19 protein-coding genes are annotated in these 21,225 nt (G+C 65.5%); 12 read left to right on the forward strand and 7 right to left on the reverse strand.

Features of this window, described 5'->3' with window-relative positions:
* Positions 1-84 precede the first annotated feature (84 nt).
* From AB3X96_RS28515 to AB3X96_RS28530, 4 genes are all read right to left on the reverse strand, one after another.
* Entirely contained in the window at positions 85-378 is a 294-nt protein-coding gene (locus AB3X96_RS28515) for a GYD domain-containing protein (protein ID WP_176105256.1), read from the reverse strand.
* A 255-nt stretch (positions 379-633) separates the two neighbouring features.
* Positions 634-1,107 (reverse strand): GNAT family acetyltransferase, encoded by a 474-nt coding sequence (locus AB3X96_RS28520; protein WP_368592346.1) that lies wholly within the window; start codon positions 1,105-1,107, stop codon positions 634-636.
* Positions 1,108-1,126: 19 nt separating this feature from the next.
* Positions 1,127-2,311: an acetylornithine transaminase gene (locus AB3X96_RS28525; RefSeq protein WP_368592347.1), complete on the reverse strand. Its 1,185-nt coding sequence runs from the start codon at positions 2,309-2,311 to the stop codon at positions 1,127-1,129.
* 313 nt (positions 2,312-2,624) lie between these two features.
* Positions 2,625-3,656, reverse strand: coding sequence for a CDP-6-deoxy-delta-3,4-glucoseen reductase (locus AB3X96_RS28530; RefSeq protein WP_368592348.1), 1,032 nt, complete (start codon positions 3,654-3,656; stop codon positions 2,625-2,627).
* A 94-nt stretch (positions 3,657-3,750) separates the two neighbouring features.
* Here AB3X96_RS28530 and AB3X96_RS28535 point away from each other — a divergent pair, with 94 nt between their 5' ends.
* Positions 3,751-4,782, forward strand: coding sequence for an NAD-dependent epimerase/dehydratase family protein (locus AB3X96_RS28535; RefSeq protein WP_368592349.1), 1,032 nt, complete (start codon positions 3,751-3,753; stop codon positions 4,780-4,782).
* A 113-nt stretch (positions 4,783-4,895) separates the two neighbouring features.
* On the opposite strand, the gene AB3X96_RS28540 is transcribed toward AB3X96_RS28535, so the two are convergent.
* Positions 4,896-5,084 (reverse strand): hypothetical protein, encoded by a 189-nt coding sequence (locus AB3X96_RS28540; RefSeq protein ID WP_176381179.1) that lies wholly within the window; start codon positions 5,082-5,084, stop codon positions 4,896-4,898.
* Positions 5,085-5,251: 167 nt separating this feature from the next.
* Positions 5,252-5,962 carry a pseudouridine synthase gene (locus AB3X96_RS28545; RefSeq protein ID WP_368592350.1) on the reverse strand — a complete coding sequence of 237 codons (711 nt, stop codon included), beginning with the start codon at positions 5,960-5,962 and terminating at the stop codon, positions 5,252-5,254.
* A gap of 94 nt (positions 5,963-6,056) precedes the next feature.
* On the opposite strand from AB3X96_RS28545, the gene AB3X96_RS28550 reads away from it, so the two are divergent.
* The 9 genes from AB3X96_RS28550 to AB3X96_RS28590 all read left to right on the forward strand — a co-directional run bounded on the left by AB3X96_RS28550 (position 6,057) and on the right by AB3X96_RS28590 (position 17,094).
* Positions 6,057-7,322 (forward strand): MFS transporter, encoded by a 1,266-nt coding sequence (locus tag AB3X96_RS28550; RefSeq protein ID WP_368592351.1) that lies wholly within the window; start codon positions 6,057-6,059, stop codon positions 7,320-7,322.
* Positions 7,323-7,537: 215 nt separating this feature from the next.
* Entirely contained in the window at positions 7,538-8,596 is a 1,059-nt protein-coding gene (locus AB3X96_RS28555) for a MurR/RpiR family transcriptional regulator (protein WP_368592352.1), read from the forward strand.
* Positions 8,593-9,582, forward strand: a complete 990-nt coding sequence (locus AB3X96_RS28560; RefSeq protein WP_368592353.1) for an isoaspartyl peptidase/L-asparaginase family protein — start codon at positions 8,593-8,595, stop codon at positions 9,580-9,582. Before AB3X96_RS28555 ends, AB3X96_RS28560 begins: the two co-directional genes overlap by 4 nt.
* Before the next feature lie 31 nt (positions 9,583-9,613).
* Entirely contained in the window at positions 9,614-11,536 is a 1,923-nt protein-coding gene (locus AB3X96_RS28565) for a dipeptide ABC transporter ATP-binding protein (RefSeq protein ID WP_368592354.1), read from the forward strand.
* A 138-nt stretch (positions 11,537-11,674) separates the two neighbouring features.
* Entirely contained in the window at positions 11,675-13,237 is a 1,563-nt protein-coding gene (gene gsiB, locus AB3X96_RS28570) for a glutathione ABC transporter substrate-binding protein GsiB (protein ID WP_368592355.1), read from the forward strand.
* Between the two features lie 81 nt (positions 13,238-13,318).
* The gene (gene gsiC, locus AB3X96_RS28575; RefSeq protein ID WP_176381186.1) at positions 13,319-14,239 is read left to right on the forward strand and encodes a glutathione ABC transporter permease GsiC; all 921 of its coding nucleotides are present in this window, start codon (positions 13,319-13,321) and stop codon (positions 14,237-14,239) included.
* Between the two features lie 7 nt (positions 14,240-14,246).
* On the forward strand, positions 14,247-15,152 hold the full coding sequence (gene gsiD, locus AB3X96_RS28580) for a glutathione ABC transporter permease GsiD (protein WP_368592356.1): 906 nt from the start codon (positions 14,247-14,249) through the stop codon (positions 15,150-15,152).
* On the forward strand, positions 15,149-16,264 hold the full coding sequence (locus AB3X96_RS28585) for a P1 family peptidase (RefSeq protein ID WP_368592357.1): 1,116 nt from the start codon (positions 15,149-15,151) through the stop codon (positions 16,262-16,264). The genes gsiD and AB3X96_RS28585 overlap by 4 nt, the downstream gene beginning before the upstream one ends.
* Positions 16,261-17,094 carry a M55 family metallopeptidase gene (locus AB3X96_RS28590; RefSeq protein ID WP_368592358.1) on the forward strand — a complete coding sequence of 278 codons (834 nt, stop codon included), beginning with the start codon at positions 16,261-16,263 and terminating at the stop codon, positions 17,092-17,094. Before AB3X96_RS28585 ends, AB3X96_RS28590 begins: the two co-directional genes overlap by 4 nt.
* A 40-nt stretch (positions 17,095-17,134) precedes the next feature.
* Here the strand turns inward: AB3X96_RS28590 and AB3X96_RS28595 are convergent, their stop codons facing one another.
* Complete coding sequence (locus AB3X96_RS28595; protein WP_368592359.1) at positions 17,135-17,965, reverse strand: alpha/beta fold hydrolase; 831 nt, start codon at positions 17,963-17,965, stop codon at positions 17,135-17,137.
* 261 nt (positions 17,966-18,226) lie between these two features.
* Here AB3X96_RS28595 and AB3X96_RS28600 point away from each other — a divergent pair, with 261 nt between their 5' ends.
* Positions 18,227-19,609, forward strand: a complete 1,383-nt coding sequence (locus AB3X96_RS28600; protein WP_368592370.1) for an amino acid permease — start codon at positions 18,227-18,229, stop codon at positions 19,607-19,609.
* Between the two features lie 121 nt (positions 19,610-19,730).
* A complete protein-coding gene (locus AB3X96_RS28605; protein ID WP_368592360.1) occupies positions 19,731-20,996 on the forward strand; it encodes a glycosyltransferase family 87 protein in 1,266 nt (421 codons plus the stop codon).
* Positions 20,997-21,225: the final 229 nt, after the last annotated feature.

Consider the following 21,225-nt stretch of genomic DNA (forward strand, 5'->3'; position numbering starts at 1 on the left):
GTTTTCTCGCACACCTCCTTCTTGCAACGCGCCTCACGATGCAACATCGTGCGGCGCGTTTTTTCTTGCTGACCCGTGCATGAATTATGGGAGTTTCCCGATAACCGCACTGATTTCGTCTTTGGTGAACGCACGCAGTGTTTGCGAGCGGACATTGCCGGCCGAGCCGAGCGCGAAGCCGAAGGCGAGGAAGCTCTGCTCGTCTGCCGCTTCGACGACCGAGACAATGTCGTATTCCCCCAAGGTCCAGTAGATCTGCTTCATCTCGCAGCCAAAAGTTTTCGCCATCTCCGCCGTCTGCCCGGCTCGCTGCGCTGTGTTCTTGATCGCGCGGATCCCCTGATCCGTGAATTGCAGGAGCACCACATAAGTCGCCATGAAGATTCCCCTTAGGATTCAAACACGTTGGGACTCAGATGCATGAGCCGCCGCGGGGAGCGTCGCGAACTGCCGCGAACGTCTCATCCAGCCCGGCGTCGTCTCTTGCGTAAACGATTCTAGGCAATCCGTCTGCCGCCATCTGCTATTTGTCCGAATCCGCCGATATGTGCGCCGCACGTGAGAGAACCATGAAAAAGGCCGCATGCGCCAACCAGCGCATGCGGCCTTCTTTAATCAGGTGTACGACGCGAATCAACCCGCCGGGGCTGCGTCCGCGTATTGGCCGAGCCGCTTGCCGAGGCTGATCACCGCATCGGCGCGATAGCCGAGCGCATCGTAGAACGCGCGCACTTCGGCCGACGCCGACGACAATACCTGCAAGTTCAGCTTCGGACAACCAAGCTTCGTCAGCTCGCTCTCGACGTGCGCGACGAGCCGCGTGCCGATGCCATGACGTCGCAGCGATGCGTCGACCGCAAGCGAATACAGCCAGCCGCGGTGTCCGTCATAGCCGCCCATCACGGTGCCGACGATGCGGCGATCGAGCACCGCGACGAAGAACAGCTCCGGTTGCGTCGCGAGCTTGTTCGCGATCGACAGACGCGGATTGCGCTGCGGTCGCGTCACGTCGCGATATTCGGGAAACACCTGCTGCCATAGCGCGATCACCGCTTCGGTATCGCTCGCGTCGAAGCGGCGGATCGACAGCGTCGTGTTCGTCGTCATCGGTGCGCTCCGTGGCTGATTACAGCGAGTCGAGAACCGAGCGCAGCATCGCCAGCATCTGGTCGATCTCTTCGGTCGTCACGTTCAGCGCCGGCATGAAGCGCAGCAGGTTCGGACGCGCGGCGTTCAGCAGCACGCCGTCGGGCTGCATTTCGCGCGCCTTCTCGACGATCTGGTTGCCGATGTCCTTGCCGAGCAGCAGCGCGCGCAGCAGACCCTCGCCGCGCTCGCCCTTGAAGCCGCGTTCCTCGGACAGCTCGAGCAGCTTCGTGCGCAGATATTCGCCGCGCGAGCGCACGCCTTCGAGGAAGCCCGGCGCCGTCAGCTGCGAGATCACCGAGTAGCCGACCGCCGTCATCAGCGGATTGCCGTTGTAGGTGCCACCCTGGTCGCCCGCTTCGAACACGGCGATTTCCGCCTTTGACAGCAGCGCCGCGAGCGGCACGCCGCCGCCGATGCCCTTGCCGAGCGTCATGATGTCCGGCTCGATGCCCGACAGCTGATACGCGAACAGCGTGCCGGCGCGACCGCAGCCGCTTTGCACTTCATCGACGATCAGCAGAATGTTGTGCTTTTTCGTCAGCTCGCGCAGTTGCTGCATGAATTCGCGGGTTGCTGGGATCACGCCGCCTTCGCCCTGGATCGGCTCGAGCATCACCGCGACGGTCTTCGCGTTGATCAGCTTTTCCACTGACGCGATGTCGTTCAGGTCCGCCTTCGGGAAGCCCGGCACCTGCGGTGCATAGATCGTGTCCCAGCCCGGCTTGCCGCTGGCCGACATCGTCGCGAGCGTGCGGCCGTGGAAGCTGTGGTCGAACGTGATGATCTCGAACGCGCCGTCCTTGAACTTCCTGCCCCACTTGCGCGCGAGCTTGATCGCGCCTTCGTTCGCCTCGGCGCCGCTGTTCGCGAAGAACACCTTGTCGAAGCAGCTGTGCTGGGTGAGCAGACCCGCGAGCTTCGCCATCGGCTCGTTGTAGAACGCCGGCGACGGGTTGATCAGCAGCTTGGCCTGGCTGTTCAGCGCTTCGATCATGCCGTCGTTGCAGTGGCCGAGGCTGTTGACTGCCCAGCCCTGAATGAAATCCAGGTAGCGCTTGCCGTTGTTGTCGTAAATCCACGAGCCTTTGCCGTGCGTGAAAACGATTTCGGGCCGGTTCGTGATGTACATCAGCGAATCGATTGGATACTCATTGAAATTCATGTCGGCAGGCTCCGGGCAAAGGGTAAGAGCAGGGTGAAGAAACGGTGACGGTTTGGCCAATAAAAACGGCGGCCGGAAAAACAGAAAAGCCACGGCATGCCGTGGCTTTCATGATTCGAACAGCTTGCGCCCAGGTTTGTGTGTGGCGCGAGTCCGTGACGAAGCCAGCGGCGTCCCTAGGGGAGCGGCGAGCGGCGACGCCGGAGTTCGGACTGGATGCGGTTCATGCGCGAAAGAATACGATAAGAAAAGCACCGGTGTAAACCATGAATTTGCACTGGTGCTGCATCGGGGCGAAATTGCCGGCGTGCAATCAGACCGCGTTCACGAGATCGGCCGCGCTCGTGAACGAGTCCGCGTAGAACTCGTCTTCCGGCAGCTGGTGATGCTGCGTGAAGTCGCGCAGCGCCGATTCGACCATCACCGGCGCGCCGCATGCGTACACCTGGTAGGCCGACAGATCGGGCACATCCTCGATCACCGCGCGATGCACGAAGCCCGTGCGGCCCGTCCATGCGTCGCCCGCATCGGGCTCGGAGAGCACCGGCACGAACTTGAAGTTCGGAATCTCGCGCGCCCATTGTTCGGCGAGTTCGAGCAGATACAGGTCTTTCTTGCGGCGCGCGCCCCAGTAGAGCGTCATGGGGCGCGTGATGTTCTTGAACACCGCATGCTCGACGATCGCCTTCAGAGGCGCGAAGCCGGTGCCCGATGCGAGCAGCACGATCGGCTTGTCCGAATCTTCGCGCAGGAAGAACGTGCCGAGCGGCGCTTCGAAGCGCAGAATGTCGCGCTCCTTCATCGTGCTGAACACGTGATCGGTGAACGCACCGCCGGGCATATGGCGGATGTGCAGCTCGATCGGGCCTTCGACGTGCGGCGCATTCGCCATCGAATAGCTGCGGCGCTTGCCGTCCTTCAGGATGAATTCGAGGTACTGGCCGGCCAGATATTGCAGGCGCTCGTTCGCGGGCAGTTGCAGCTTCACGACGATCACGTCGTCGGCCTTGCGCTCGATCGCGTTCACGCGACACGGCAGCTTCTTGACCTGCACGTCGCCGACGCCGGCCACTTCGCGGATGTCGACTTCGAGATCGGAGCACGCGGTCGCGCAGCACAGGAGCGCCATGCCGCGGGTCTTTTCGTCGTTCGACAGCGCCGACGACGAGTGCGCGCGCTGTTCGACCTCGCCGCTCACGACCGTGCCCTTGCACGAACCGCACGCGCCGTTCTTGCAGCCGTACGGCAGGCCGATGCCTTGCCGCAGGGCTGCGGAGAGCACCGGTTCGTCCTGTTCTACCTGAAACTGCCGGCCGGTTTGCCGGAGCGTGACGTTAAATGCCATAAAGTGTTCGGAATCGAAAAAACGGAATCGAAATCGGACCCGCCGGATCAACCGCGCGGTACCTGCTGCGTGTGACCGCTACAATGCGCCCACCATGAAAGCGACACGAAATTTCCGCCGGCCGCGCGTGCTGATCGTAGGATGCGGCGACGTCGGCATGCGCTGCGTGCCTCTGTTGCAGCCGCGCGCGCATGTCTTCGCATTGACCAGCCACGCCGCGCGCTGCGACGAGTTGCGCGCCGCCGGTGTGACGCCGCTCGTCGGCGATCTCGACGCGCGCCGCAGCCTCAAACGGCTCGCGCGCCTCGCGCCGACGGTGCTGCATCTCGCGCCACCGCAGAAGTCCGGCGACGACGACCGGCGCACTCGCGCGCTGCTTGCGACGCTAGGTGCAGCGGGCCGCATGAACGCTAGCGCGGCGAGGCCGTTGGTCGCGCCGATCGCGCGGCTGCGCCGCGCGCGCGCTTCAGGTCTGGACGCTGAAACACCCGCTATTGTACCCGACGGGGTGTGCCAGACCGGCGCTTGGCGGGCACCGGTGCGCATCGTTTACGCAAGCACGACGGGCGTCTACGGCGATTGCGGCGGCGCGTGGATCGACGAAACGCGCGCGACGCGGCCCGCGAATGCGCGCGCCAAACGTCGCGTGTCGGCCGAGCGGCAGTTGCGGCGCGCGACCGCGCACGGCAGCGTCGCCGTGAGCATCGCGCGGATTCCGGGCATCTATGCGGCCAACCGCCTGCCGCTCGCGCGGCTCGAAAAAGGCACGCCAGCGCTCGTCGATGCCGACGACGTCTACACGAATCACATCCACGCCGACGACCTCGCCGCCATTCTGGTGCGTCTCGCCACGCATGGCCGGCCCGCGCGTGCGCTGCACGCGTCCGACGATTCGTCGCTGAAGATGGGAGAGTATTTCGACGCGGTCGCCGATGCGTTCGGGCTCGCGCGAGCGCCGCGCATCACGCGCGAGCAGGCGGAGCGGCAGATCGATCCGATGCTGCTGTCGTTCATGCGCGAGTCGCGCCGCCTTGTGAATCGGCGTCTGAAGGAGGAATTACGGGTACGTCTGCGCTATCCGAGCGTCGACGATTTCTTGCGCGAAGCGAAGGGGAAGGGCGGCTAGATTAACAACAGAAACAAAATGCCGCCTCGCGAGGCCACTTGGCCCCGCAGAAATAGCACCTGCGCCGCACCGCATCAATGCACCGTGCAAAACGAGCCGCGGTCCAACCGGCATCAGGTCAGCGTCGGCAGCACTTCCAGCAACAAGAAGCACAGCATGCCGCCGATCAACGCGCCGATCAGGTTCGGATGGTACTGGTGCCGCCGCCGCATGATGACCAGCAATCCACCGACCAGCAGCAGCGCGAAGCAGATAAACGCGATCATCGCGCGCGAAAACGCCATCGTGCCGTCGATATGCATGGCGCCCCTCCTTGAAACCTTTGTAGTCGTTTGTTTAGACGAGTATAGGGCGACATGTAAGCAACGGCATGCTGCAACGCAGCGGCCTATGTGCGGTGCACCGCAATGCGCGCGGGCTTTCTTCGGCGCATCAAGGGCTTAGGTGGCGCTCACCGCGCGCTAGTCGTTTACCCGGCCCGCAGCGCGGCGAGGCCCGCTTCGTCGAGCCATTGCCATGCGCCTGGCGCGAGCGTCGCGGGCAGCGCGAGGCCGCCGATCCGCTCGCGATGCAGCGCCTCGCAGCGGTTGCCCGAGGCCGCGATCATCCGCTTGACCTGGTGGTATTTGCCTTCGAGCACGGTGAGCGCGAGCGTGTGGGTGTCGCGCGCCTGTGCGTCGAGCGCGGCGCTCGGTTTGGTCTCGCCGTGCAGCAGTACGCCGTCGCGCAGCGCGGCGAGCTGTGCGTCATCGAGCGGATGGCGCGTGGTCGCGACGTAGAGCTTCGGCACCTTGCGTTTCGGCGACGTGAACTGATGCACGAACTTGCCGTCGTCGGAGAGCAGCAGCAGGCCCGTGGTGTCCTGATCGAGGCGGCCGACGCACTGCACGCCGCGCTCGGCGAACTGCGGCGGCAGCAGGCTGAACACGCTCAGATGATGCTGCGGATCGCGCGAGCATTCGTAGCCGACCGGCTTGTTCAGCAGCAGATACGCGTGCTCGCGATACGGCCACTCGACGCCGTCGACGCTAAAGCGCAACGCGCCGCTATCAACGGCGAAATCGGCGTCGGCATCGGTGCAGACAGCACCGCCGATGCCGACGCGGCCGTCGCCGATCAGCGCGCGGCACTGGCGGCGTGAACCGAAACCTTGAGTAAAGAGGATGCTTTCGAGATTCATGGCGAGCGAAGAATAACACCGCAAGAACCGGAGCGCCCCGCAGGCCCCAAACGCCGACGATGAATGCCTCACGTCACATCTCGGGAGTGCATCGATGTCCGCCACCACGTCTTCGTCGTCTTCGCCGTCCAACGCGCAACGGCTGCCCCGCGCCTTCCAGCGCCTCGCCTGGTCGAACCTGTGCGCGCAATCGGCCGAACAGATCAGCCTCGCCGCCGCGCCGCTCGTCGCGGTGTTCGCGCTCGGCGCGAACGCGCGCGATACCGGTCTGCTGCAAACCGCGCAGACGCTGCCCTTCCTGTTGCTGTCGATGCCACTCGGCGTCTGGGCCGACCGCCGCTCGCGCCGCGTGCTGATGACGCTCGCCGAGAGCGTGCGGGTCTGCGCGATGCTGTGCGTGCTGCTGCTGGTGCTCACGCATGCGCTGAACCTGCCGCTGCTCGCCGCGCTCGGCTTCGTCGCGGCGACGGGCACGGTTGCCTACAACGTCGCGGCGCCTTCGCTGGTGCCGTCGATCGTGCCGCGCGAAGCCTATGCGAGCGCGAACGGCCGGCTCGAACTCGCGCGCAGCGTCGCGTATTCGGCGGGGCCGGCACTCGGCGGCGTGCTGGTCGGCTGGATCGGCGCGGGCTGGGCGTATGGCGCCGCGGCGGGATTGTCGGCGCTCGCGGTCGCGTTGCTGGCGGGATTGTGCGAGCCGCCGCGCGCGGCCGCGCCGCGGCGGCACTTCATGCTGGAGCTGCGCGACGGCACCCGCTTCGTGCTCCGTGATCCACTGCTGCTGCCGATCCTGCTGACCGCCGTGTTCTTCAACCTCGGCTTCTTCATCCTGCAGGCGGTTTATGTGCCGTACGCGGTGCATCGGCTCGGGCTCGACGCGTCGGCGGTCGGCGTGACGCTCGGCGCGTACGGCGTCGGCATGGTGTGCGGTGCGCTCGCGGCGCCCGCGGTCGCGCGGCGTGTGGCGTTCGGCCGTCTGCTGATCATCGGGCCGTCGTGCGGGCTGCTCGCGTCGCTCGCGATGGTCGCGACGCTCGTCGCGCCATCCTTTTGGCTCGCTCTCGCGAGTTTCTTCCTGCTCGGCGTGGGACCGATTCTGTGGGTCGTCGCCTCGACCACGCTGCGTCAGGCGATCACGCCCGAACGAATGATCGGCCGCGTGTCCGCGCTGATCGGCACGGCGACCTATGGCGCGCGGCCGGTGGGCGCGCTGCTGGGCGCTGCGCTCAGCGCGCGCTGGAGCATCGACGTGTGTCTGGTTGCGGCGGCGTTTGCGTTTCTCGTGCAGGCGTTGATCATCGTGATGTCGCCGGTGGCGCGGCTGACGGACATTCCCGAGCAGAGCGCGGCGGCGTGCTGAGCGCGGCGCCAAGCGCGCGCTGAAGCCTTCCAGGCGCCCCGATGAAAAATCATTTTCATCGGGGCGCAGCTTATCGGGGATGCTGGAGACGGTTGTCCGAAGGGCTTTGGTCGGTGAAAACCCTCGAAGTATGAAAATGAATTTTTTTCGGCGCCGGGTTCATGTAAATATGTTTTCATCGAGTCCACCTAGCCCAACCGCGCCTGTCCGCACGCATGATCCATCACCCGTCCGCTGTGTCGAACCCCGCCGAGCAGGCCATTGCCGCGCGTATCACCGCCGCGATGCCGACGCTCACGCCGATCCACCAGCGCATGGGCGAGTACGTGCTCGCCAATCTGTTCCGCGCGGCGACGATGCGTATCGACGAACTCGCGAGCGTGGTCGGCGCGTCGGTGGCGAGCGCGAATCGTTTTGCGCGCGCGCTCGGCTTCGACGGTTATCCGCAGTTTCGCGAGGCGCTCGTGCGTGGCTTCGAGGCGACGCTCGCGCCGGTCGAGCGGTTGCGCAGCGCACAGGAAACGCTCGCGGCCGGTGACGACCTGATCGACGCGTCGCTCGAGCAGGCCGCCAACAATCTGCACGCAACGCGTACCTCGATCGATCGCGCGACCGCCGATGCCGCCGTCGATGCGATCATCGCCGCGCGCCGCGTATTCGTGATCGGCTTCGGCGCCAGCGCGTTGCTGGCAAGCCTGATGGAGCACGGGCTGCTGCCCTATCACGACAACGTGCATTCGCTTGCGCTGAGCGGCGGGCCGTCGCATGCGGCGCGGCACCTCGTGCGTTCCGGTGCGGGCGATCTCGTGATCGGCATCGCGTTTCCGCGCTATGTCGAAGACACGATCGAGCTTGCGCGCCGCGCGTCCGAACGCGGTGCGCGCGTGCTTGCGCTCACCGACGGTCCGCGCTCGCCGCTCGTGCGGTTCGCGGACCTGGCGCTGTATGTCCGCACCGACCGGCGTCTCGCGTCGAATGCCGATTCGGCCGTGCTCGCGGTCATCGAGGCGTTGTGCGACGCGGTCGCGTATCGTGCGCAACGCTCGGTCAAGGCGGCCGCCGAGGTCAGCGAGTTCGTGCTGCCGTGGCTGGTCGATCCGCAGTCCGGCGCGGCCGGCGCCGCGCAGGAACCGGCGCGCGCCGCGAGCAAAGCCGCGCGCGCAAAGGCCGACGACAGCGAGGCCAAGGGCATCGAAGCAACGGATGCCGAAGCGAAAGCCATCCCGGCGGTCCGCACTCCCCGAACCAACCGCACTCCACAATCCAAACGATGAACTCCAACGCAGTCATTGCCATTCACGGCGGGGCAGGGACGATCCTGCGCACGTCGATGTCGGCTAGCGCCGAAACCGAATATCACGCGGCGCTCAACGCGGTGCTGAGCGCCGGCCAGCGCGTGCTCGCCGACGGCGGAAGCGCGCTCGACGCGGTCAGTGAAGCGGTGCGGCTGCTTGAAGACTGCGCGCTCTTCAACGCGGGTCACGGGGCGGTCTACACGGCGGCCGGCACGCACGAGCTCGACGCCGCGATCATGGACGGCCGCACGCTCGACGCGGGCGCGATCTGCTGCGTGAAGCGCGTGCGCAATCCGATTCTCGCCGCGCGCCGCGTGCTCGAGCGCAGCGACCACGTGCTGTTCACCGGTGAAGGCGCGGAAGCGTTCGCGGCCGCGCAGGGGCTCGACTTCGTCGATAACAGCCACTTCGATACCGACGCGCGCTATCGCCAATGGCAGCTCGCGCGCGAGCAGCAGCGTCCGATGCTCGATCACGACGCCGCGACGCTCGCGTCCGCGGCTTCGGGCAACGGCGACCCGATGCCGCACGAGCCGATCGATCCCAACCGCAAGTTCGGCACCGTCGGCGCGGTCGCGCTCGACCGTCGCGGGCATCTCGCCGCCGCGACCTCGACCGGCGGCGTGACCAACAAGCAGGTGGGCCGTGTCGGCGACACGCCGCTGATCGGCGCCGGCTGCTACGCCGACGACGCGACCTGCGCGGTATCGACCACCGGCTCCGGCGAAATGTTCATGCGCATGGTCGCCGCCTACGACGTCGCCGCGCAGATGGCCTATCGCCAGGTGTCGCTCGAACAGGCCGCGCACGACGTCGTGATGAACCGCTTGCCGAAGATCGACGGACGCGGCGGACTCGTCGCCGTCGACGTGCATGGCAACGTCACGCTGCCGTTCAACACCGAAGGCATGTACCGCGGTTTCGCGCGGTTGGGCGAAGCGCCGGTGACGGCGATCTATCGCTAACCGCGTTCGAATTCAAAGCAAAGGAATCACCGTGCCGACTTCCTCGCATACCGCCAGCCCGCTCATCGAAACCCTGCCGCCGCAGCGCGTGCTCGCGGTTGAGGATCTGACGGTCGCGTTCCGCCGCGGCGACTCAATGTTCAACGCGGTCCGCAATCTGTCCTTTACGGTCGAGCGCGGCGAGACGCTCGCGATCGTCGGCGAATCAGGCTCCGGGAAGTCGGTCACGTCGCTGGCGCTGATGCGGCTGATCGAGCACGGCGGCGGACGACTTGCCGGCGGCAGCATCGCGTTCCGGCGGCGCGACGGCGGTGTGCTCGATCTCGCGAAGACGTCGTCCGGCACGATGCGCACGGTGCGCGGCGCCGATATCGCGATGATCTTCCAGGAGCCGATGACCTCGCTCAATCCGGTCTTCACGGTCGGCGACCAGATCAGCGAGGCGATCGCGCTGCACCAGGGCAAGAGCCGCGAGGCCGCGCGCGCCGAAACCTTGCGTCTGCTCGAACTCGTGCGGATTCCGGAGGCGAGGCGCGTCGCCGCGCGCTATCCGCATCAGCTGTCGGGCGGCATGCGCCAGCGCGTGATGATCGCAATGGCATTGTCGTGCAAGCCCGCGCTCTTGATCGCCGACGAGCCGACCACCGCCCTCGACGTGACGATCCAGGCGCAGATCCTGCAACTGATCCGCGGCTTGCAGGACGAGATGAACATGGGAGTGATCTTCATCACGCACGACATGGGCGTGGTCGCCGAAGTGGCCGACCGGGTCCTCGTGATGTATCGCGGCGAGAAGGTGGAGGAGGGCGCATCGGACGCGCTGTTCGCCGCGCCGTCGCATCCGTACACGAAGGCGCTGCTCGCGGCGGTGCCTCGGCTCGGCTCGATGCACGGCACCGATCAGCCCGCGCGCTTCCCGATCCTGACCGTCGAGCAGGCCGGCGCGAACGGCGCCGATGCCGCGGTGCAGCCAGCCGCCGCCGTCGCCGAAGAAGCGCAGCCGCCGGTGCGCGACGACACGCCGCCGATTCTGCGCGTGCGCGATCTGGTCACGCGCTTTCCGGTTCGCAGCGGCCTGTTCGGCCGCATGACGGGCCGCGTGCATGCGGTCGAAAAAGTCAGCTTCGATTTGCGGCCCGGCGAGACGCTCGCGCTGGTCGGCGAGTCGGGCTGCGGCAAGTCGACCACGGGCCGGTCGCTACTGCGGCTCGTCGAAAGTCAGAGCGGCTCGATCGAATTCGCTGGCAAGGAAATCAGCTCCCTGAGCGGGCCCGCGTTGCAGGCGCTGCGCCGCGATATCCAGTTTATTTTCCAGGACCCGTTCGCGTCGTTGAATCCGCGCTTGACCGTTGGCTTCTCGATCATGGAGCCGCTGCTCGTGCACGGCGTCGCGCAGGGTGCCGAAGCGCAGGCGCGCGTCGCCTGGCTGCTCGAGAAGGTCGGCTTGCCGGCCGAAGCCGCGCGTCGCTATCCGCACGAGTTTTCGGGCGGGCAGCGTCAGCGTATCGCGATTGCCCGCGCGCTCGCGCTGAATCCGAAAGTCGTGATCGCCGACGAATCGGTGTCCGCGCTCGACGTCTCCGTGCAGGCGCAGATCGTCAATCTGATGCTCGATCTGCAGCGCGAACTCGGCGTTGCGTATCTGTTCATTTCGCACGACATGGCCGTGGTCGAGCGCGTCAGTCATCGCGTCGCGGTGATGTATCTCGGCCAGATCGTCGAGATCGGTCCGCGTCGCGCGGTGTTCGAGGCGCCGCAGCATCCGTACACGAAGAAGCTGATGAGCGCGGTGCCGGTCGCCGATCCCGCGCGCCGTCACGCGAAACGCCTGCTTGCCGCCGACGATGTTCCGAGCCCGATCCGCGCGCTGCACGACGAGCCGGTGGTCGCGCCGCTCGTCGCGGTGGGACCGGATCACTTCGTCGCACAGCATCGCATCGGCGGCGCGTATTGAGCGAAGCGCCGCATCGCGTTGAAGCAGAAAGAGCTGGAGCAAAACCGCAGGACCGGCAACCGCGGCACAAACCAACTGAAGCACGAGCCAACCATAAAGACCCTGTCACACCCTTAACTCGCAGCCCGGAGCAATCTCATGAACCTGCTGTTCCCGTCCTCTCCGTTTCGTTTGCGCGCGCTCGTCAGCGGCGGCGCGGTGGTGTTCGCGATGCTCGCGGGCAATCTGGCGCGCGCCGAAACCACGGCCGTGATGGCCGTCGCGTCGACCTTCACGTCGCTCGATCCGTACGACGCGAACGACACGCTGTCGCAGGCAGTCGCGAAGTCGTTTTACCAAGGGCTGTTCGGCTTCGACAAGGACATGAAGCTCGGCAACGTGCTCGCCGACAGCTATGAGGCGAGCCCCGACGCGCGCGTCTATACGATCAAGCTGCGCCATGGCGTGAAGTTCCAGGACGGCACCGACTTCAACGCGGCCGCCGTGAAGGCCAACTTCGACCGCGTGACCGATCCGGCCAACAAGCTGAAGCGCTACAACATGTTCAGCCGCATCGAGAAGACGGAAGTGGTCGATCCGTACACGGTGCGCATCACGCTGAAGGCGCCGTTCTCGGCGTTCATCAACGTGCTCGCGCATCCGTCGGCGGTGATGATCTCGCCGGACGCATTGAAGAAGTACGGCAAGGACATAGCGTTTCATCCGGTCGGCACCGGTCCTTTCGAACTCGTGAAGTGGGACCCGGCCGGCGACCTGACCGTGAAGAAGTTCGACGGCTACTGGAAGAAGGGCTATCCGAAGATCGATGCGATCGACTGGAAGCCGGTCGTCGACAACAACACGCGCGCCGCGCTGATGCGCACCGGCGAAGCGGATTTCGCGTTCCAGGTGCCGTTCGAGCAGGCCGCGCAACTGCAGTCGAGCCCGAAGGTCGACCTGATCGCAGCGCCGTCGATCATCGAGCGCTACATCAGCATGAACATGAACCAGAAGCCGTTCGACAACCCGAAGGTGCGTGAAGCGCTGAACTACGCGGTCAACAAGGAAGCGCTGACGAAGGTAGCGTTCGCCGGTTACGCGACGCCGGCCGACGGCGTGGTGCCGGAAGGTGTCGACTATGCGGTCAAGCTCGGGCCCTGGCCGTACGATCCGGCGAAAGCGCGCGCACTGCTGAAGGAAGCGGGCTATCCGAACGGTTTCGAAACGACGCTGTGGTCCGCGTATAACTACTCGACCGCGCAGAAGGTGATCCAGTTCGTGCAGCAGCAACTCGCGCAGGTCGGCATCAAGGCGAGCGTCGAGGCACTCGAAGCGGGTCAGCGCGTCGCCAAGGTCGAAAGCGCGCAGGACCCGGCGACCGCGCCGGTGCGCATGTACTACGCGGGCTGGTCGTCGTCGACCGGCGAGGCGGACTGGGCGATCAGCCCGCTGCTCGCAGGCTACTCGATGCCGCCGAAGATGGTCAATACGTCGTACTACAAGAGCGACGCGGTGGACAACGATCTGAAGCAGGCGCTCGAAACCACCGACCGCACGCAGAAGGCCGCGCTGTACGCCGACGCGCAAAAGCGCATCTGGGCCGACGCGCCGTGGATCTTCCTCGTCAAGGAGAAGGTCGTGTATGCGCGTAGCAAGCGTCTGTCGGGCGCTTACGTCGCGCCGGACGGCTCGTTCAACTTCGACGAGATCGCGATCAAGTGATGAGCGGACGAGGCGGCACACGTTTCGTCGTGGCCCGCCTCGTTTGCCGCACATTCGCCGCTCATTTGCCGGACTGGTTTCATGCTGAACTTCCTCGTCAAACGTCTGCTAGGCCTGCTGCCGACGCTCTTCATCGTCGCCGTGCTGGTGTTCCTGTTCGTGCATCTGCTGCCGGGCGATCCGGCGCGGCTCGCCGCCGGTCCCGAAGCGGACGAAGCGACCGTCGCGCTGGTGCGCGCCGACCTCGGCCTCGACAAGCCGATGCCGCAGCAGTTCGTCCGCTTCTTCTGGCGGATGGCGCACGGCGACTTCGGTGTTTCGACGCGCAGCAAGCGGCCGGTAAGCCAGGAGATCGCGGAACGCTTCTTCCCGACGCTGTGGCTGACGATCGCGAGCATGGTGTGGGCGGTCGTGATCGGCATGGCAATCGGCATCGCCTCGGCGGTGTGGCGCAACCGCTGGCCGGATCGGCTGGGCATGACGCTAGCGGTGTCGGGTATTTCGTTTCCGGCGTTCGCGCTCGGCATGCTGCTGATGGAGATTTTCTCGGTGCAGCTCGGCTGGCTGCCGATCGTCGGCGACGGTTCGTGGCGCAGCTACGTGCTGCCGTCGCTGACGCTCGGCGCGGCGGTCGCGGCCGTGATGGCGCGCTTCACGCGGGCCTCGTTCGTCGAGGTGCTGCACGAGGACTTCGTGCGCACCGCGCGCGCGAAGGGCGTACCCGAGCGGCTCGTGATCATCAAGCACTGCCTGCGCAACGCGCTGATTCCCGTCGTTACGATGATGGGCCTGCAGTTCGGCTTTCTGCTGGGCGGCTCGATCGTCGTCGAAGTGGTGTTCAATTGGCCGGGCCTCGGGCGCCTGTTGATCGATGCGGTGTCGATGCGCGACTATCCGATCATCCAGGCCGAGGTGCTGTTGTTCTCGCTCGAATTCATCATCATCAACCTGATCGTCGACGTGATGTACGCGGTGATCAACCCGACCATCCGTTTCAAGTGAGGCCCGCATGAGCACCACTGCCACCGGGCCGAACGCGGCCAATCCCGGGCTCGCCGAACGCGCGATCCGCACGCCGTGGAGCGAGTTCTGGCGCAAGTTCCGCAAGCAGCATGTCGCGCTGTCCGCCGGCGTGTTCGTGCTGCTCTTGATCGTGATCGCGATCATCGCGCCGCATATCGTGCCGTACGACCCCGAGAATTTCTTCGACTACGACGCGCTGAACGCGGGGCCGTCGGCCGCGCACTGGTTCGGCGTCGATTCGCTGGGCCGCGATATTTTCAGCCGCATCCTCGTCGGTTCGCGCATTTCGCTCGAAGCGGGCTTTCTGTCCGTTGCGATCGGCGCGGTGATCGGCACGTTCTTCGGTCTGCTTGCCGGGTACTACGAGGGCTGGTGGGATCGCATCACGATGCGCGTGGCCGATGTGCTGTTCGCGTTTCCCGGCATTCTGCTCGCGATCGGCGTGGTCGCGATTCTCGGCAACGGCATGATCAACGTGATCAGCGCGGTGGCGATCTTCAGCATCCCGGCGTTCGCGCGGCTCGTGCGCGGCAATACGCTGATGCTCAAACAGCTCACCTATATCGAGGCGGCGCGCAGCATCGGCGCGTCGGACTGGACCATCATCGTGCGGCATATTCTGCCGGGCACGATTTCATCGGTCGTCGTGTATCTGACGATGCGCATCGGCACGTCGATCATCACGGCGGCGAGCCTGTCGTTCCTCGGCTTGGGCGCGCAGCCGCCGACGCCGGAGTGGGGCGCGATGCTCAACGAAGCGCGCGCCGATATGGTGACCGCGCCGCATATCGCGCTGTTTCCGAGCCTCGCTATTTTTCTGACAGTGCTCGCGTTCAACCTGCTCGGCGACGGTCTGCGCGATGCGCTCGATCCGAAGCTGGATCGGCCATGAGCACGAGTAGCCATCACTCGGCTGAGCGTGCGCCGCATATCGGCACGTTGCAGGCCGGAGCGCTCGGCACGATCGCCGACGTGGACGGCGTCAGCGTCGGTCATTGCACGCTTGCCGAAGGCGCGTTGCAAACCGGCGTGACCGTGATCCGACCGCACCGCGGCGATCCGTTCGTCGACAAGGTGCCGGCCGCCGCGTCGGTGATCAACGGCTTCGGCAAGAGCGTCGGGCTCATGCAGCTCGACGAACTCGGCGCGCTGGAGACGCCGATCGCGCTGACCAACACATTCGGCGTCGGTACGCTCGCGCAGGCGCAGATCCGCGCGGCGATTCGCGCGAATCCGCGCATCGGCCGCGAATGGTCGACCGTTAATCCGCTCGTGTTCGAATGCAACGACGGCTACCTGAACGATATTCAGGCGCTCACCGTGACCGAACAGCATTTCAACGAAGCGTTCGATGCCGCGAGTACCGATGTCGCGAGCGGTGCGGTCGGCGCGGGGCGCGGCATGTCGTGTTTCGATCTGAAGGGCGGCATTGGCACCGCGTCAAGGGTGGTCAGTGCGGCGGCCCGTGACTACATCGTCGGTGCGCTCGTGCTGGCCAACTTCGGCCGTCTGCCGATGCTGACGATCGACGGCACGCCGCTCGGCCGCGTGCTGGCCGAACGCGCGGCTGCGGCTGAGGCGGCAAATGCTGCCAATGCTGCTGCCAGCGCAACCACCGACAAACCCGAGCAAGGCTCGATCATCATGATCGTCGCGACCGATGCACCGCTCGACGCGCGCCAATTGAAACGCCTGTCGTTGCGCGCGGCGGCGGGTCTCGCGCGTACCGGCTCGGTGTACGGCCACGGCAGCGGCGATATCGCGCTGGCGTTTTCGACCGCGTACACGGTGCCGCACGGCGCGGACTTCGTCGCGCTGCCGCCGCTCGTCGCCGATCATTGTATGGACCCGCTGTTTCGCGCGTGCGCCGCCAGCGTCGAACAGGCGATCGTCGATGCATTGTGGAGCGCCGAATCCGTCACCGGTCGAGACGGCCATCGGCGGTTGTCGCTGCGCGACAGCGTGCCCGATCTTGCCCAACTGCTGAGGAATTCCGCGCGATGAAAGTCCTGATCTCCACCGACATCGAAGGCATCGCCGGCGTGTTTCATGCCGAGCAGACGCGCGCGGGCAACGGCGAATACGAAGCCGCGCGACGCTGGATGACGCTCGAAGCCAACGCCGCCATCGAAGGCGCGTTCGCGGGCGGCGCGACCGACGTGTGGGTCAACGATTCGCACGGCGGCTTTCGCAACCTGCTGCCCGATCTGCTCGATCCGCGCGCGCAGGTCGTACTAGGCAAGCCGCGCACGCTCGGCATGATGGCCGGGCTCGAATACGGTGCGGCACTCGTCTTCATGATCGGCTATCACGCGAAGGCGCAAACGCGCGGCATCCTCGCGCACACGATCAACAGCTTCGCGTTCGCGCGCGTCGCGTTAAATGGCGTGGAGCTAGGCGAAGCGGGGCTGTACGGCGCGCTCGCTGAAGAATATGGCGCACGTGTCGCGCTTTTATCGGGTGACGACGTGTTCGCCGAGGAAACCGCGCCGCGTTTTCCCAGCGCGCGTTTCGTCGTCACGAAGACCGCGACCGGTCAGGCAAGCGGCGTCACGCAGTCGCCCGCGAGCGTGCGCGAGGCGCTGCGGGCTGCCGCGCGCGACGTGGTCCGTCAGCATATCGAAGCGGGCCGCGCGCCGGCCGCGACGCGTGGGCAGCCGCGAGCAGTCGACTGCGAACTGCGCGTGCAAACAAGCGGGCTTGCCGATCTGTTCTGCCAATGGCCGACGCTCACGCGTGTCGATGGCGTGACGTTGCGTTTCAGCGCGGCGTCGGCCGAGCATGCGGTGCGGATGCTGAACTGTCTATCGGCGATGTCGTTCATGTTGCGCTGAGCCGCGGCACGCCGAGCCGCTGACAGCTTATTGCGATGGCCTACTGCTGCTGCCGGCTCAATTCGCGCGCCGCATGATCGATCGCCTCGGCCACCGCTCCGGCATGCGACACCGGCGCGAGGTGGCTCGACGCGACCAGCACCACCTTCGCGCCGATGCGCCCGGCGATCATTTTCTGCAAGTCGGGCGACACCGCGCGGTCTTTCGTCGTCAGCACGTACCACGATGGTTTGTCTTTCCAGCCGACCTGATCGACCGGTTCGTCGAATGCGCTCGCGGCGATTGGCACCTGCGCGGCGGCGAGCACGCGGGTGACGGTCTCGGGCACGTCGGCGGCGAGGTCGGCGTGATAGCGCGCGCGGTCGAGCCACAAAAAACCGTTCGCGTCCTTGCTGATGCTCTGGCCGGCCGGCATCGGCCCGCCGGCCTTCATCACGTCCATCGCCGATTCGTGCAGTTGCGGCGCAAGCGCGGCGACATACACGAGCCCGGCGACGTTCGGCGCATTCGCGGCCACCTCGGTGATCACGACGCCGCCCCACGAATGCCCGACCAGCAGCACCGGGCCGTTCTCGCGATCGAGCACACGGCGGGTCGCGGCAACGTCGTCGGCGAGCGACGTCAGCGGGTTCTGCACGGAGCTCACGTGATAACCCTTTTGCTGCAGCTTCGCGACCACGCCGTTCCAGCTCGAGCCGTCGACGAACGCGCCATGCACGAGCACGATGTTGCGCACCGGGCCGCCGAGCGCGGCGGCAGGCGGCGTGCTGGCGGTAGCGGGGGCGGCCGCCGTTTGCGCAAGCGCGGGCGTACCGACGCCCGCGAAACAGAGGCACAACACAGCGGCGCAAAGCAGACGTTTGGGCAACATGTTGAAGCTCCGCAGCTTGAAAAGTGGACTCCGGCAACATACTCGCGTGCCATCCCGGTGACAATCACAATCCGCGCGCTTAAGTGCGGCGCACAACGAAGCCGGGCGGCTACGAACGTCAGAGAAATATCGGTCGGGTAAAATTATCGGTTTTGCCGGACCGGATCGTGCTGTCCGGCCATGCAATCGGCCACAGCGCTGCCTTCGACGGCGCTCTACACGCAGCGGCCACACGCAGCGATCTACACACAGCAGGGCGTAATGAATAGTGCAAAGCAGCAAGAGGGCCTGAAGCGCGGGCTCAAGAATCGTCACATCCAGTTGATCGCGCTGGGTGGCGCGATCGGCACCGGCCTCTTTCTCGGCTCCGCCAGCGTGCTGCAGGCCGCGGGTCCGTCGATGATCCTAGGCTACGCGATCGGCGGCGTCATCGCGTTCATGATCATGCGCCAACTCGGCGAGATGGTCGCGCAGGAGCCGGTCGCCGGCTCGTTCAGCCACTTCGCATACAAGTACTGGGGCGATTTCCCGGGCTTCCTGTCGGGCTGGAACTACTGGGTGCTCTATGTGCTCGTCAGCATGGCCGAGCTGACCGCGGTCGGCACCTACGTGCATTACTGGTGGCCGGGCGTGCCGACATGGCTGTCGGCGCTGGTGTGCTTCGCGATCATCAACGCGATCAATCTCGCCAACGTGAAGGCCTACGGCGAAACCGAGTTCTGGTTCGCGATCATCAAGGTCGCGGCTGTGATCGGCATGATCGTGTTCGGCGGCTATCTGCTGATCAGCGGTCACGGCGGCCCGCAGGCGACGGTCGCGAACCTGTGGAGTCACGGCGGCTTTTTCCCGCACGGCTTTCACGGCCTGTTCATGATGCTCGCTGTGATCATGTTCTCGTTCGGCGGGCTGGAGCTGATCGGCATTACGGCGGCCGAGGCCGCCGAGCCGCAGAAAAGCATCCCGAAGGCCGTGAATCAGGTGATCCTGCGGATCCTGATTTTCTATATCTGCTCGCTCGCGGTGCTGCTGTCGCTGTATCCGTGGAACGAGGTGGCGGCGGGCGGCAGCCCGTTCGTAATGATCTTCTCGCAGATGGGCTCGTCACTGACTGCCAACGTGCTGAACGTGGTCGTGCTGACCGCGGCGCTGTCGGTGTACAACAGCGGCGTCTACGCGAACAGCCGCATGCTGTACGGTCTCGCCGAGCAGGGCAACGCGCCGCGCGCGCTGCTGAAGGTCGACCGGCGCGGCGTGCCGTATCTGGCGATCGGTCTGTCCGCGCTCGCGACGTTCGCATGCGTGATCATCAACTACGTGATCCCGGCCGAAGCGCTCGGTCTGCTGATGTCGCTGGTGGTCGCGGCGCTGGTGTTGAACTGGGCGCTGATCAGCCTCACGCATCTGAAGTCGCGCAAGGCGATGGTGGCCGCGGGCGAGACGCTGGTGTTCCGCTCGTTCTGGTTTCCGCTCAGCAATTGGATCTGCCTCGCGTTCATGGCGCTGGTCCTCGTGATTCTGGCGCTGACGCCGGGCTTGTCGGTCTCGGTTTGGCTGGTGCCGGCATGGCTCATGCTGATGTGGGGCGGCTACGTGATCAAGCGGCGCCGCGAGGCGACTCGCGCTAGCGTGGGGATTGCGAGCTGATCTTCACGCGGCGAAGTTCCCCACATAGGTCGCTCCCGTGTGGGCGAGCGCACAGATCGATTTTTGCGAACCGGTAATCTCTGTCCGGTCGTCCGGCACGAAGCCGGCGCGGAGAGACACCATGTTCAACGCAGGCGCGGTACGGACCAGGTCGAACTTCGGCGCGGGTGCCGCGCTCCTTCTGCTGATTGCGGTAGCCTGCCTCGCGCTGCGCATCCTGCACGTCGTCGCGAAGTTTCGTGGCGACGTCCCCGACGCCTTCGGCGATTTCAATTTCTACCTGTACGCATTCAACGTCGTGCTGCACGACCCGGCGCGCCTGTACGATCACGACGCGCTGATCGCGTTCTTGCAGGGCATCGGCGCGCGCTCGACGGGCGACGACATCTTCTACGCCTACCCGCCGCAGTTCGCGCTGGTGTTTGCGCCGCTCGCGCTGCTGACGCCGCTCGCCGCCAAAATCGTCTGGGTGAGTGCGTCGATCGTGTTGTTCGCGCTGGCTTTGTATCTCGTCGTCACGATGGCGTACCGCGGCTCGGAGCGCAGCGTTAGCCTGCTGCTGGTGGCGGTCGCGCTGCTGAGCTTTCCGCTCGTCGAAGATACCTACGACGGCCAGTCGAACGAACTGCTGTTCTTCCTGCTGGTTGCGACCTTCGCGCTGATCGAGCGTGGCAAAGGCTACGCCGCTGGGCTCTTTCTCGGCTTCGCGATCGCGATCAAGCTCACGCCTCTCGCCGTCGCCGGTCTGCTGTTGCTGCGCCGCGAATGGCGGACGTTCGTGATGGCGAGCGTCGTTGCGATTGCCTTGACGCTGATTACCGGAGCGCGCCTCGGCTTCGACGTTCTGTGGCACTACTTCGTGTCGGACATGCCGCGCCTGAACGGCATGGCACTGGCGATGAGCGCTGGCGGCGCGCCGATGAACAACGCCGTGCGGGGCGCGTTGCAGACGCTATCGGCGACGCTCGGCATGCCGATGTCCGGTACGTTGCTGTCGATTGCCTCGCATGCGTTGGTGCTGGCTGTCTGCCTGCTGTCCGCGTATCTGGTGTTTCGCCGCCATCGGGACAGCCGCATCGACTACGCGCTCGCCTCGATGACGATGCTCGTGGCTTATCCGATCCTCGAGCCGATCCACATGGTGCTCGCGTTGATCCCGTTGCTGATTCTGCTGGGCACCGCATTCGAAGCGCGCGACGGGCAGTTGTCGGCGCTCGGTCCGAAACTGGAGATGCTGCTGGTCGCGGTCGTCGTGGTCTTGCTGTTCTTTGCGGCGCGGTTTGTGTCTTATACGGTCGCGGCGCTCGTCATTTACGGACTCTGTGTTGCAAGGTACTTTCCACCGTCAGAGGTGGGATGGCGAGAGCGGGCTTACCAGCCTGGATGAACGATCCTGGTGTGGCGCGGCTCCTCATAAGGGCTTTGCATGAAGGTGCAATGGGAATCAGAGAACTGCTCGCGGAGCAGGATGCAAAGTTCGTGAGCCTGCGGGCGCGGAGAGCCTCCATGTTCTTGCGGGGGCTTTTCTGTTTCTTCGGAAGGCGGACATTTTGGGCGGTCGCCCATGTACGGACTGCCTGTCGCACGGTAATTATCTGAATGCTGTCAACACCGGC

Origin of the sequence: Paraburkholderia sp. BR13439 (assembly GCF_040948805.1) — a bacterium.
Classification (GTDB): Bacteria; Pseudomonadota; Gammaproteobacteria; order Burkholderiales; family Burkholderiaceae; genus Paraburkholderia; species Paraburkholderia youngii.